Consider the following 12,792-nt stretch of genomic DNA (forward strand, 5'->3'; position numbering starts at 1 on the left):
TGATTTATTTTGATACGTAAATTTACTATCAAAAATAATAAGGTGTAAAAATGAAATTAACAAGCATTGCTGCGGTTATAGGGTTTATAGTTCTTTCCTCTTCAACTTTAGCTTTTGATCGCCTCATGGATGGTCCTGCAGATACCAATAGTATTCGTGTTGGGTCATATAACATAATGGCCTCTAGAATGGGGAGTACTGATGCCATTGTAGAAGCAATTCGTAAAATGAATGTTGATATTATTGGACTGCAAGAAGTTGATAACATGACTGGGCGTTCTGGTAAGAACTTTAGTAAAGAGGGTTCTAACCCAGTTAGTCAAGCAGAGTATATAGCTAACAAGTTGGGAATGAATTATTACTTCTGCAAGGCTATAGATCATGATGGTGGGGAATATGGTACAGCAGTGCTGTCTAAGTATGATTTGAAATTGAATAAAAGGATGGAACTACCTAACATCAAAGGTGCGGAGCAAAGAGCGGCTTGTGCTGTAGAAGTTGATGTCCCTAATTATCCTGCGCCTGTTATGTTAGTAACTACTCATTTGGACTTCACTACGCAGCCATTACGAGCAGAGCAGGTAAGAACTCTTCAAACAAAATTCTCTTCTTGGCAGTTTAAAAATGCACTTCCAATTATAGTGGGTGATCTTAATTTACCACCTCAATCAACAGAATACTTAGATTTGACAGCATGGTTCAATGACACTGATAAGGAATTGAAGTACACAGCACCGTCATGGAATCCAGACAGGAAAATTGATTATATACTTACATCAAATGCTCAAAAATGGGACATTAAAGAGGTATATATTCCTAAACCATCAGATAGAGCAACCCCTGAAAGTAAGCCATATGCATCTGTCTCAGATCATTTACCTTTACTTGTCGAAATGAAGTTAACTGAACAATAATTCGGATAAGGGGTTCTGGGTTCTACGCCGGAACCGCCTAAATTTCCGATCTGATATTTTAATGATCTTTAGGAACTTCAATTACACCATCAACAATACCCTACGCCAACCGTTCCATCGGGGTTGTTGCAAAAAAATCAGCCAAGACTCAGAATTCAGTTCTGTCTTTTCTGATCGAGTGACTCAATGACCAATCCCGCATTCAAATGGAAACACTTTGCCCCTGAAATCATTCTTTGGTGCCTTCGTTGGTATGGTTCGACCCCAATGAGCTACGCCAATCTCAGCGACATGCTGGCAGAACGAGGGGTTTCGGTTAATCGCTCGACCATTTATCGTTGGTTCATTGAGTATGCCCCAGCATTACGCAAGAAGTTACGCCGCCATCAGTTCATCCGAACAGACTCTTCGTGGCAGCTCGATGAAACCTACGTCAAGGTGAAAGGGAAATGGCACTATCTGTATCGAGCTATCAACAAGCAAGGCGAAACACTGGACTTCTATTTCTCACAAAAACGTAATAAAAACGCGGCTTATCAGCTCTTGAAACGGTGTCTAAGATACTATGATGTAGACACTCAGCCTAAGACCTTGAACACGGACAAGCATTCCTCGTATGCTCATGCTATTTCGCGCCTGAAGAAGGAGGGACGGCTGCGAGCGGATGTCGAGCAACGGCAAGTAAAGTATCTCAATAATGGTATCGAGTCCGATCACGCCCCCATCAAGAAGCTCGTTGTCAGCACAGGCGGTTTTAAAATACGAAAGCGAGCTTGGTCAACCATCGAGGGGTTCGAATCACTTCGAATGTTGAACAAAGGCCAGTTTGATTTCTGGTTACGTCATGATGAGCGTAAAACGCTTGTTCGGGAGAGATCCGCCTTCATGAATCGTCTCTTCAATGTTGAGGTGGTTTACCAGTAATGGTTACGCACATGACTGGGTAGATCTGCATTCTCTGATTAATTGCAACAGCCCCTAATTGTCCAAAAATCAGTTGGTTCATTGAAGCTTACTAGTTGAAAATATGTGCGTGACTGCATATAATCTTCGAGTTCATATTTTGCTTAAAATCATGTAATACCTACGTTGCCCACTCTCATTGGCTTTGTTGAATCGCTCAGATAACACTCAATTATTCCATTAACATTGAATTCAGTTATCATAGCCAGCCTTTCATTCAGGTTGGCTGATTAACAAATGCCTTACAAATACAATGACACCAAACGCCATCATTTTAAGAAGCCTACCTACGCCTTAAATAACTATGGTGAGTACAATCAGGCTCTCAAGCAACGCGGGCAGTTCGATATTTGGATATCTGAAGATATCATCAATAATTGGCAATACGACGAACGCGTTTATGACGGTACCAGCTCATCCGTTAAGTATCCTGACAGCACCATCGAAGCCTGCCATTACATCAGATTGGTGTATAAACTTCCCTTACGTCAAGCTCAGGGGCTGATTGAATGTTTACTGACGAAGCTTGGCATGACCAGCCTTCAATGCCCTGATTATACGCTGTTGTCAAAACGGCTGAAGCAGCTCAATTTCACGGCGCCACGCTTTAGAAAGCATGAAAGGCCAGATGACAAAATTGCAGCGATAGCCATTGATTCAACGGGACTCAAACGGTTTTGTATGGATGGCACCAGGAAAAACATAAAGTTAAGGTAAAACGAAGCTGGCGAAAGGCGCACTTTGCTGTTGATGAAGCTCACTTCATTCAAGGCGCAGTCCTCACCGATAAAAACACGATGGATGATCAGGTTGTCGGGGTGTTATGTCAGTCCATCATTACGGATGTCGAGCACGTCAGTGCCGATAAAATGTATGATACCAATGCGGTGTACCAGACATTAGAAAATCATTTCCCGAATGCTGAGATTGTTATTCCGCCGAAAGACAATACGTTTGCCGATGAGGCTCATCATCCTAAGAGGATGAGCAACTTGATAGGTTGCTTCGCCCTTGGTATTATAGGTTGGCAGAGCGTACGGCAATACGGAAAAAGGAATATCTCAGAAACCGCCATGCAACGTTACAAAAAGATAATCGGCAATACATTACACAGCAGGGAGTTTGAAAATCAGTCAAAAGAAATGTTACTCGGTTGTTCTATTTTAAATCGCTTTACTCATCTCGGGATGCCCAATAGCTACCGAGTCGCCTAACCGTATCAAAAGACCACCTAGGTTGAGTATTGCAACAAAGCCATGTTGAGGTGATTTACCAGTAATCGTTAAGCCCATGACTGGGTCGTTCTGCATTCTCTGATTAGTTGCAACAGCCCCGATTTTTTCCGAAGATGAAAGCTTCCAACATTCAAAAGTAATGTTCCGAGGTAAAACCAAATATATTTTGGTTATGACAAAAAATAATAATGTAAAAGGCGTTATTGCTAAACCTCATAGGCAATAAAAAATATTTTATCTGACTCAACCAGCAAGCTTTGGGGCTTAACATTTCAGAACTTAACCTAAGGCGCTTTTGTCCCTTAATGACCTGAATCTTTGTCTAAAACGTCAGATATCTCTCAAAAGAGAGCATATTAGTGCAACCAAACGTACTGTTAGTGTGAAGACTATGTTACCATATTGGTTACCAAAAAATCTCCTACGAAGAATTCGAAAATGAATGACTAGAGTTGATAGAAGATTTCAAACAACACCTTGCCTGATTCTGTAAAGGATGACTAATGAAGAAAAGAGCATTCATATTATCTGCAATATCTATTAGCCTTTTATCTGGCTGTGTTAGTCAGCCACTTAGTAATGCTGAGTCAGCTCCGGTTGAAGAATCAAAGATATTGGCACCTATGAGCATTAGACAGGACTTCCCTAATGCAGTAAAAACAGTCGTAAAGCGGGATAGCGGATTTAGAGGTTCTGCTTGTGATTTTACGGTTTATTTAGATGGAGACCCAATTGTTAAACTAGGCCCTAAAGAAAAATTTGAAATGTTCTTAAAGCCAGATATTTACATACTGGGAGCGCAGCCAGAAGGCAATTTATGCGCATTAGGGGTTGGTATGACTGAAGTTGAGGCTAACCTAACCAACGGTAACGCCGCAAATTACCGCATTGGTTACGACGAAGGTTCAGGCTTTCAAGTTTATAAGACCGCATTTTAGTAACACAGAGAAAGTAGAGCCCCTCTCCATTTTTAGATATTTATCACTCGAAGAGTCTACATGCCTGAGTAAGCGACATACTGGTTCTCTTAGTTTGCACGGCTTTGTTGCAACTAATCAGAGAGTGCAGATCTACCCAGTCATGGGCTTAACTATTACTGATAAATCACCTCAACATTGAAGAGACGATTCATGAAGGCGGATCTCTCCCGAACAAGCGTTTTACGCTCATCATGACGTAACCAGAAATCAAACTGGCCTTTGTTCAACATTCGCAGTGATTCGAACCCCTCGATGGTTGACCAAGCTCGCTTTCGTATTTTAAAACCGCCTGTGCTGACAACGAGCTTCTTGATGGGGGCGTGATCGGACTCGATACCATTATTGAGATACTTCACTTGCCGTTGCTCGACATCCGCTCGCAGCCGTCCCTCCTTCTTCAGGCGCGAAATAGCATGAGCATACGAGGAATGCTTGTCCGTGTTCAAGGTCTTAGGCTGAGTGTCTACATCATAATATCTTAGGCACCGTTTCAAGAACTGATAAGCCGCGTTTTTATTACGTTTTTGGGAGAAATAGAAGTCCAGTGTTTCGCCTTGCTTGTTGATAGCTCGATACAGATAGTGCCATTTCCCTTTCACCTTGACGTAGGTTTCATCGAGCTGCCACGAAGAGTCTGTTCGGATGAACTGATGGCGGCGTAACTTCTTGCGTAATGCTGGGGCATACTCAATGAACCAACGATAAATGGTCGAGCGATTAACCGAAACCCCTCGTTCTGCCAGCATGTCGCTGAGGTTGCCGTAGCTCATTGGGGTCGAACCATACCAACGAAGGCACCAAAGAATGATTTCAGGGGCAAAGTGTTTCCATTTGAATGCGGGATTGGTCATTGAGTCACTAGCTCAGAAAAGACAGAACTGAATTCTGAGTCTTGGCTGATTTTTTTGCAACAACCCCCAATTTAATGACCTCCAGCCGTGTTCGTTTGATGAACATCGTCCAAATTCGATTTTGTTCGTATTTTAGATGATTGCTCTAAGGTTCTTAATGCCTTAGCTACTTGGTCTGTATTTCTAGCTGAGAAAACAAACTCTGAAGCTTTTCCGTTACTGTCCTTGTATTTAACTGCGTATTGCTTCGGCATTGTCTTGTTTAGAGTAGTTCGAGTGAAGGCTCTCACTAGCGTAACAATAAACGGGTACGCAATGATGAGTCCTATCACTATCACTGTACCTGTATCCATAAAAAGCCCTTACTGGTCAACATGCCAGTGTTTATTTACTTTATGTATGGTATATGTGTTAGTTTTTCTTACACCTTTTCGTGTAACGTCCTTTTCGAGTAAGACTTCCATCTTGTCTTTTGTTCGGAATGTAACTGCACCTTGATCAATGCGATTTTGAAACGCTTCATCAACCATTGTAGCTGTTACTGCACGTTTGTGACCATGCACGTATACTCGCCATTTGCCTTCGGGAGTCAACGATACTTGCTCCACAGAAACAAGGTGATCTAATGTCCAATTATCTAACTGCTCTTCAGTTGCACCTTCAAAAAGAGTTTCAGCCCTAGTTTTAGGGAACGCAATGGTCGTTTGGTTGTTTTGAGACACGAAAACCCTATCTAGATCTAGGCGCTCAAACGGTTCAACAAATATCCTCTGAAGCTGGGCGGTGATTGTACTATCAGAAGAAAGCTTTACAACCTCATTCGTTGTTTTTTTAACCTCTCCTGAATCTAAGTCTTTTACTTCGACTTCACCGTTTTCACCCTTTATGACGTCTAGGTTTTTTCGTCCTTTTCTCCAGTCAATGTAGCCTAGAATACCGCCATGACCGATAGCAGTGATACCAATAAGCCCCATTAAATGAGCAGCAGTTATTTTGACACCACCCAAGATAGCCAGTTCAATAGCAAAACAACCTTCTTTGAAAGCTTGGACATCGACGACAATATCTTCATCTTTATCTGTTTTTTACTTACTCGCTGAACAAGGATATCTAGCGCACTAAGTACATCCCTTGTAACAGAAATATCCATTGAATGATTTTCAGTAGCATTACCTTCATAGTGCAGTTCAAAGTGATCTGGTTGCATCAAAAAAACAGTTCCTTGTATCCACAATTTATATGCATCTATATTAGATGTGGCCAGATAATAAAGATAGTAGATAAGTCAAAAAGTTAGCGAAGGAATACTGAAAAGTGTATAGGAAATCTGAGAGTTTACAGGCTGATGATTTCGAATCGCTTTATTGAACATAACTACACTTAATCCGTACCAAAAATCAAACCTCCAGCACGAGCAGTTTACTGCTCGTGCTAGCTCTTCAATCATGTGAGCGAATCGGATGAAGTTGGTAATGATAATTTCTTAATTCTTCACTGACTTGATACTGCTCGAATTTAAAGTAACGTTGATCTGTTAAGCAGTGAGTAAACTTGCCTAATTCATTGGTATGTATGAACAACGAGATTGGTGCAACTTAGCGATTATCATCATCGAAGCAATAATCAATGTGTGCTCTATCGAGATAAACAACGTCTCTATCCTGAGTCGGCGTCTCTTCAACAAGTTTTGTCTTTTCTGGTTACGTCATGATGATCGTAAAACGCTTGTTCGGGAGAGATCCGCCTTCATGAATCGTCTCTTCAATGTTGAGGTGATTTACCAGTCATGGTTACGCCCATGACTGAGTAGATCTGCATTCTCTGATTAATTGCAACAGCCCCATGACTTAATTCCTTGAGTTTTTAATTAACCGAAAACACTTAACCCTTTGTCGGATATACGCCAATAGATTTTGGCCGTGTTTCTTTGGTAGCTATCACCAATAACGACTTGGCCATCTTTATCTAACACTCGTCGCTCAATAAAACCCGCATCGAGTAGGAAATAGAGCACCTTATGAGAGTTACTAAGACTCGGCACATCGAGTAGTTGCTCTTTCAGTGAATTAGCCTCATAGAAAAAGGTTTCATCATCTGATTTCAATCGTTCGACCTTGCCATTATCCAAGTTGTGATAACAAAGATTCATGATCGTTAAAAGCTGAAAGCACAACGATTGTCTAGGCAATTGAGAAAGCTCATGTAAGTACTTAATTCTTTGTTCATATGAAAAACTCATGACGGATTCTCTTGTTTTTGTTTTTTGATGTCATTCACTGCATTAACGCAAACCTTAAGCCACTGCTAACCTAATTCACCTTCTAGGTTAGCAGGGAGGCTTTGACTCAGAGCCTCATAACTTGGTGTATCACCACCAAACTCACGAACGTAAAAGGCCAACATCACAAACCATTCACTGTTTTTCGTAGGAGTCCAGTTTCTAGCCATAAGGCAAATAGTATGCAGATTTAGCTATCCATTGGGGTAGGTGCTTATATTTTAGAGGTTGGTAAACACGATTGCACAACCAATCCGCACTCATTGATTCTTTGTCAGAGAGTGATTTGGATTTAGCCATTTCAAACAGCATACAGGCGCTAAGTTCGCGGTCTTCACGTTACTCTCAACGGTATTAAAAAATGCCACAACTAATGTACGGTATTCATCTTTAAGAGTTTCATTGTAGTTATTCGTATTCATCTGAGTTCTCTTTTTGTGCTTGCTTGGCAAGTTCTAACCACTCGCCTAATAACGCTTTCCAACTTTCATTGATTGGGTAGTCATTCAAGAGAAGAAAGCGAGCTGCAATAGCTTTTTCAATATCAGTATTTGGCAACCAATTAAGTTCAATCAACAAGTCAAAGGTGGCTCTACAAGCCCATTGAGGAGCACGACTTTCAATAACCCAAGCTTTCATTACTTCACCCGGGGGAGGCGGCCTATGACTAACATAGGCCCGTTCAACCGCTCTCGTCGTTATTTGTTCAATGGCTTGAGTAGCGCTGCCTTCAAAGTTTAATGAGTACAACTTAATTAGTTTGGCTCGATGTGTATTCACGACTCGAGCCAACTTCTTTTTATTAGTAGACATGCTCTATCGAGTGATACCCAATCACTGAGATATCTCTGGCTGGTACGGTCAATTTCCCAGGACTAGCATCAAGTACAATAACGATTTGTCCACTTTCAGCTTGGCCATTGAGATCAATGAAGCCTTGCTCCCCCTCAAACGATATTCTTATTCCATTATTTTGCGGAGTAGGCGTAGCACCTGATACTGTCGTTTGAGTGACTTCATTTAAAGGCGTCTCATTCGTTACTTCTTGATGTTCAGGGGAGGATTGTTCTTCATCAGCTTGTTTTGATTTAGCCTTTTTCTTAGAAGCCTTTAGGCTTTTTACAAGCTCTTTAGCTTCTTTACGTGAAACAGGGGATTCAAGAAGTTTCTTTGTTTCTAACTCGCTGAGTTCTCCTGCAATACGTAGAGAGTTGACCGTATCAACATCACGGATAATACCATTGTGATAAGCAAGCTCAATATAAGGAGGACATTGAGCCGCCTTTCGAAAAGCGCTAATACGAGACTCAGATAAGCTCACAACATTGGCTAGATCTTTGTTCTCAACAATCCCTTGTTCTTCCATTAGCAGCTCTAAAGGCGCGCCTGTTTCAAAAGGGGTAAGGTCGCTTCTATGAAGGTTTTCTGATAGTTGTGCTAATACTGTTCCCGCGTCACGCACCAAACATTCTACGTGAGTGATTTTGTCACTCAGGTTGGCCGCCCTCCAACGACACTCACCCACTTGTATTTTGTAGCCACGAATATCTTTACGAGTCACAACAATGGGTTGAAGCTGGCCAATATCGTCCATGTTTTTAGACAGATCGGCAATGTACTCTTTATCAAAGAATTTGCGTACCTGTTCGGATGAATAAATCTCCTCTTTAGGAATCAGAACAACGCTCTCACCAGGTTTTACCTCGTTGATTTCTTCATCGAGCAACGATTTGGACTTGTTTTTCATTAAGGCTTTAAAGTCTTTTTTATTACTCATGACAACACCTCCGCTTTCAACTCAAACTCTTGCATCAAAGCATCGATATTGATGTATTCAGCTTTTTTCGCGTCATATTCAATAATGCTTTGCTTGAACGCTGAGGCTTCTGAAACCCTAGTTGTATGGATCACCTGAGTCTTGAATACCAGATCGCCATAATCCTCAGATAACTTAGTAGCGAAGTAATCTTGCAATTGAGTTGGGACTTTTTTCACCATGTTTAGATACATACCTAATACAGATACATCCAAACCATAAGTGCTTTTGATACGCGCTACAGATTTAAGGATCTTCGATACACCTTGAAAACTGTCTTCTTCTGCTGTGGTAGGAATCAATAAACCATCACACCCGATAAGGGCCGAGTATTGCAGGTTTCCAACAGAAGGGGCGGTGTCGATAAATACGTAGTCGTATTGTGCAGCCAGTTTATTGATGTTTTGGGCAAAGAAACCAATTTCATCATTTGTACAGTTGTTAAGACTGCTGATGTTGAAAGTAGCACCAAAGATATGAAGATTAGAATTGAGTTCGACAGGCTCACCATAGAACTCTTCATCAAAGAATGAAATGACATTCGCCTCACCGACTTTTCGAGTGATAGAGGCGGGTTTCGCTTTACTCTCATCATTTTGGTCAAAATACTTATCCGTCAAATTACATTGCGGGTCCATATCTACAACCAACACTTTTTTATTGCGCACATGAGAAAAGTAGTAAGCTAAATTCACAACAGTAGTCGTTTTACCGACTCCACCTTTTTCATTACCGATTGCGATGATTTTACCCATTGTATTACTCCTTTGAGACTGGCGTTAACGCCTGATTACAAGGGTCATACTACGGGGAAAACATAAAAGGTCAATAAGAAAAAACAAGATTTTGCATGCAAAAATGAACTTGAGCCCCCTATGATAATTTCATAAATGTCCTTTCTAACACAGTAAACATTGAAGTAGCCTAACTGCAGAATAAAATAAATACGGGTCTTGGTGTTACTGAACTGCGCCAGAGCCGTCCGTTCAAACTGCGTCAGTGTGAAATAAAGACGTCGTTCATGGGCATTGAACTCCGGCCGCACATAAAGCTCTTCAAGACGGAAGCGGGAGCCACCATTGGGCAACTGGCCCGGGAATTCAGGCTGGGAGAAGCCTCAATCTACCGGGCACTTAGCACGGTCAGGCAATCGAGTATTGAGCCGGAATTGAAGACGACCAAAGTGATTCTCTGGTTACAGGTGGAAAACAACAGCAAATTGGCTATTTTTGCCCATCCCCCGATATAGTTCATTCTGAATGTAAAGCAAACGGTCGTTTAAATTACAATGAATTTTTGAAGGTTTAGCTTTAGGTATTCTGTCAATTAACCCGTTAATTAATCAATGTGTAGTAAACGTTAAGCTAGTCTGGTCGATATCGGAGGTTGGGCAAAAATGACCATTGGTGCTCAAACCCCTTAACTGGAGAGTACCGTTGGCCAAGCCCTTAGCGTGGGATAATTTACAAATTCCCTGTCTACCCTTCAAACCCCATCTAGCGATTAACACATTACACTGTAACATTGAGAGTAATGTAGCATTCAGCAGCAAAACCTTTCATTTGTTTAAGATCTGAACAGATCAAACTTGATCTTGTGCTCTGTCCCTTTTTATTTCATGAGTCGCTGTGCGACGAATACCAGAAAGCGCGAGCGAAGCGAGTAAGAGAGGTGATGAAGCGTCCGCCATTTCTTTTTTATCGCATGATTCTCCCCCACAAAAAAAGACCTCGGCCCTGCTAAGCCTGATGAGCGGTTTAGGTTGACGGGAATAAGGAGCTTAAGGATTGGTTTCACAAGAGTGGGCGTATGAGTGAGAAAGGTTCCTGTCGTATGACAAAAGAAAGATCCAGCGCAGCCAGCTAAGAATAATAAGGTGGCTTTAACGATGTCTTCATGCTGGCTGAGACAACTTTGGAGCGAAGCGACGGTTTAGGATCGATCAAGTAAGCTGTGGGGGATGAGACTGACGCGCTAACGCTTGTCGGGTTTGCACTGTCTCTACATGCAAGCATATAGCAGCCAGTACAAACCTTGAGTAGAGAAATCGAATTAAATGAGGTTACATTATCAGTATATACGTAGTGTAAGTACGGAGTACTCCTAACCGCAGTCCAATATACAGAGCCTTTTTAAGGGTAACGTCTACCCTCCATTTCTTGCACCCTCTTTGTAAAAAGAGCCTATGATTACACACGTTTGTCTAAATACAGTTCAATTGTTCCGCTAAAACCTAAGACATAACGCCGTAAAAGTCCTCGTTAGCTCACTTTTTTACCCCAGATTAAACGCCAGACGTGACAAATCCTCCGCCGTGAAGCGGATACCGGTTCTAATTTAATGCGGGGAAAGGTGAGCTTGGCTACGCTGAGAGGGTAAGAACCAGCCCGAAACTAAAGACGCCGTCTTATTTAACTTGTCGGCATTAAAGATCTCTTGAACGCCCGCAGCGATGGTACGAAACGCAAGCCATTCAAACCTCAAGCCCTTCTTTTCCATCCGTTGCCGACTGGCCATGATGAGATCAGAAATGTTGCGGTAACTGACGACTTTTAAATCTCTGAAAAACGTCGCGGTAAACTGCTTATACGCGGCCGCGCTGCGAACCGTGCCCTCATCACTGTCCACACACACATTAATGCGCTCAGAGGTGAGATAAGACGCTCGTTGCAAGTATTTCACGACTTTAGCAAACGCCTTAGGAGAAATAAACTCCCCCCAACGCAACGCATAATCTTCTTGCAATTGATCATAACTGATGGTTTTTAAGCCCGCTTCGGTCGGTAAACCGATGCGGCCACCAATCAAATCCGTGTTTGGCATCATGCACGCCAACACCTTCGCTATCAAAGTGCGGCACTGGACATTATGAATGGCCGCGCCCCCCCATGCAAACAAACTGGCAAACCGTTGTGGGTTGGTAATGAAATCCTGGCACGACTTTAAGATCACCGCATACTCAGGCGGCAATTTGACAATCTCACCACTGCGAAGCAAACGATAACATCGAAATCCAATGGTAAAATCCGGAGACTCTTCTTGTTTTTGTGTCACCACCGAGTGGCACAGCGCAATCAGCTCATGCTTACGCGCTTTGCGTTTGGCGCGATACGCTTTGTCGTATTCCGGTTTGGTGAGGCTTGAGGCGTTGTTATCGGCAAACATGAGACTCGCCCTCAAGTTCATCACCGAAACGGGCATCACACGGAATGCCATCGTCATTATCGGTCATTACTTGGGTGCTGAGTCTCAAGGGAGCTTGCGCAGGGCAAGACAAAATAAAGCGATTCATAGTTTGATTCCAGAAGATTTTTAGGGTTGCTTGGTTCTCACACCAAACAATGAGCCTTTAATTTACACAAGATCCGATGAAAGATCAAATGCTTAAATTTCAGGCACAAAAAAGCCGTTCACTTCTGGGAGAACGGCTTTTTGCGAATGCTATGTGGTTAGATTGAGAGTCCAACACATTCTGCTTTAACTAAGAACACTATACAGAATCTTCTATATAGCGAGTGCTCTATATAATGCACTATGTTGCTAAAGTTGACTTCATTATAAGAAATCCCGCCTCAGTTATCAAGAACTCAATGTGTGATAAGTCACATTTTCACTTTTGCATTTAACACTATGTGCATTATACGCATTGAAATCAATCACTTAAGTGCCAAGTCGTCCAATCTGTGATTTGTCATCACATATTGTACGACTTGGCAAAAAAAGAACAGTTTTTTTACATTCTATTTTTTCGCAGA

19 protein-coding genes and 1 pseudogene are annotated in these 12,792 nt (G+C 42.0%); 6 read left to right on the forward strand and 14 right to left on the reverse strand.

The annotated features are described in order from the left end of the window. Positions 1 to 50 precede the first annotated feature (50 nt). From VTAP4600_RS25680 to VTAP4600_RS25695, 5 genes are all read left to right on the forward strand, one after another. Complete coding sequence (locus VTAP4600_RS25680; RefSeq protein ID WP_012397054.1) at positions 51 to 914, forward strand: endonuclease/exonuclease/phosphatase family protein; 864 nt, start codon at positions 51 to 53, stop codon at positions 912 to 914. Between the two features lie 186 nt (positions 915 to 1,100). Then, positions 1,101 to 1,838, forward strand: coding sequence for an IS6 family transposase (locus VTAP4600_RS25685; RefSeq protein WP_012397055.1), 738 nt, complete (start codon positions 1,101 to 1,103; stop codon positions 1,836 to 1,838). Between the two features lie 276 nt (positions 1,839 to 2,114). After that, positions 2,115 to 2,594, forward strand: a complete 480-nt coding sequence (locus tag VTAP4600_RS26490; RefSeq protein ID WP_012397056.1) for a transposase — start codon at positions 2,115 to 2,117, stop codon at positions 2,592 to 2,594. Then, complete coding sequence (locus VTAP4600_RS26495; protein WP_228445025.1) at positions 2,555 to 3,091, forward strand: transposase; 537 nt, start codon at positions 2,555 to 2,557, stop codon at positions 3,089 to 3,091. Before VTAP4600_RS26490 ends, VTAP4600_RS26495 begins: the two co-directional genes overlap by 40 nt. A 524-nt stretch (positions 3,092 to 3,615) precedes the next feature. Then, positions 3,616 to 4,050, forward strand: coding sequence for a hypothetical protein (locus VTAP4600_RS25695; protein ID WP_012397058.1), 435 nt, complete (start codon positions 3,616 to 3,618; stop codon positions 4,048 to 4,050). Between the two features lie 155 nt (positions 4,051 to 4,205). On the opposite strand, the gene VTAP4600_RS25700 is transcribed toward VTAP4600_RS25695, so the two are convergent. The 12 genes and pseudogenes from VTAP4600_RS25700 to VTAP4600_RS26765 form a co-directional block, all read right to left on the reverse strand. Continuing rightward, on the reverse strand, positions 4,206 to 4,943 hold the full coding sequence (locus VTAP4600_RS25700; RefSeq protein ID WP_012397059.1) for an IS6 family transposase: 738 nt from the start codon (positions 4,941 to 4,943) through the stop codon (positions 4,206 to 4,208). Positions 4,944 to 5,014: 71 nt separating this feature from the next. Then, positions 5,015 to 5,296: a hypothetical protein gene (locus VTAP4600_RS25705; RefSeq protein WP_012397060.1), complete on the reverse strand. Its 282-nt coding sequence runs from the start codon at positions 5,294 to 5,296 to the stop codon at positions 5,015 to 5,017. Between the two features lie 9 nt (positions 5,297 to 5,305). Then, positions 5,306 to 5,950 (reverse strand): LAPAL motif-containing putative phage structural protein, encoded by a 645-nt coding sequence (locus tag VTAP4600_RS25710; RefSeq protein ID WP_102523761.1) that lies wholly within the window; start codon positions 5,948 to 5,950, stop codon positions 5,306 to 5,308. Beyond that, entirely contained in the window at positions 5,932 to 6,150 is a 219-nt protein-coding gene (locus VTAP4600_RS25715) for a hypothetical protein (RefSeq protein ID WP_012397062.1), read from the reverse strand. The genes VTAP4600_RS25710 and VTAP4600_RS25715 overlap by 19 nt, the downstream gene beginning before the upstream one ends. A gap of 232 nt (positions 6,151 to 6,382) precedes the next feature. Then, a pseudogene (locus tag VTAP4600_RS26500) lies at positions 6,383 to 6,637 on the reverse strand (DUF2913 family protein); the annotation flags it as partial. A 173-nt stretch (positions 6,638 to 6,810) separates the two neighbouring features. Next, positions 6,811 to 7,182, reverse strand: coding sequence for a hypothetical protein (locus VTAP4600_RS25725; RefSeq protein ID WP_012397063.1), 372 nt, complete (start codon positions 7,180 to 7,182; stop codon positions 6,811 to 6,813). A 65-nt stretch (positions 7,183 to 7,247) separates the two neighbouring features. Next, entirely contained in the window at positions 7,248 to 7,391 is a 144-nt protein-coding gene (locus tag VTAP4600_RS26505) for a hypothetical protein (RefSeq protein WP_228445029.1), read from the reverse strand. 90 nt (positions 7,392 to 7,481) lie between these two features. Then, positions 7,482 to 7,643, reverse strand: coding sequence for a hypothetical protein (locus VTAP4600_RS26510; protein ID WP_231897823.1), 162 nt, complete (start codon positions 7,641 to 7,643; stop codon positions 7,482 to 7,484). Beyond that, entirely contained in the window at positions 7,630 to 8,034 is a 405-nt protein-coding gene (locus tag VTAP4600_RS25735; protein ID WP_012397064.1) for a hypothetical protein, read from the reverse strand. The genes VTAP4600_RS26510 and VTAP4600_RS25735 overlap by 14 nt, the downstream gene beginning before the upstream one ends. Next, positions 8,024 to 8,998: a ParB/RepB/Spo0J family partition protein gene (locus VTAP4600_RS25740; RefSeq protein ID WP_012397065.1), complete on the reverse strand. Its 975-nt coding sequence runs from the start codon at positions 8,996 to 8,998 to the stop codon at positions 8,024 to 8,026. The genes VTAP4600_RS25735 and VTAP4600_RS25740 overlap by 11 nt, the downstream gene beginning before the upstream one ends. After that, positions 8,995 to 9,792, reverse strand: coding sequence for a ParA family protein (locus tag VTAP4600_RS25745; protein WP_012397066.1), 798 nt, complete (start codon positions 9,790 to 9,792; stop codon positions 8,995 to 8,997). The genes VTAP4600_RS25740 and VTAP4600_RS25745 overlap by 4 nt, the downstream gene beginning before the upstream one ends. 44 nt (positions 9,793 to 9,836) lie before the next feature. Further along, complete coding sequence (locus VTAP4600_RS26765) at positions 9,837 to 10,082, reverse strand: DUF4158 domain-containing protein (protein WP_172443138.1); 246 nt, start codon at positions 10,080 to 10,082, stop codon at positions 9,837 to 9,839. Here VTAP4600_RS26765 and VTAP4600_RS26515 point away from each other — a divergent pair. Beyond that, positions 10,059 to 10,286, forward strand: a complete 228-nt coding sequence (locus tag VTAP4600_RS26515) for a helix-turn-helix domain-containing protein (protein ID WP_012397067.1) — start codon at positions 10,059 to 10,061, stop codon at positions 10,284 to 10,286. The two genes, VTAP4600_RS26765 and VTAP4600_RS26515, sit on opposite strands and share 24 nt — an antisense overlap. A gap of 1,088 nt (positions 10,287 to 11,374) precedes the next feature. On the opposite strand, the gene VTAP4600_RS25760 is transcribed toward VTAP4600_RS26515, so the two are convergent. Next, entirely contained in the window at positions 11,375 to 12,202 is an 828-nt protein-coding gene (locus VTAP4600_RS25760) for a hypothetical protein (protein WP_102523763.1), read from the reverse strand. Next, positions 12,189 to 12,329, reverse strand: a complete 141-nt coding sequence (locus VTAP4600_RS26065) for a hypothetical protein (protein ID WP_172443139.1) — start codon at positions 12,327 to 12,329, stop codon at positions 12,189 to 12,191. Before VTAP4600_RS26065 ends, VTAP4600_RS25760 begins: the two co-directional genes overlap by 14 nt. Positions 12,330 to 12,792: the final 463 nt, after the last annotated feature.

This window comes from Vibrio tapetis subsp. tapetis, from assembly GCF_900233005.1.
GTDB lineage: Bacteria > Pseudomonadota > Gammaproteobacteria > Enterobacterales > Vibrionaceae > Vibrio > Vibrio tapetis.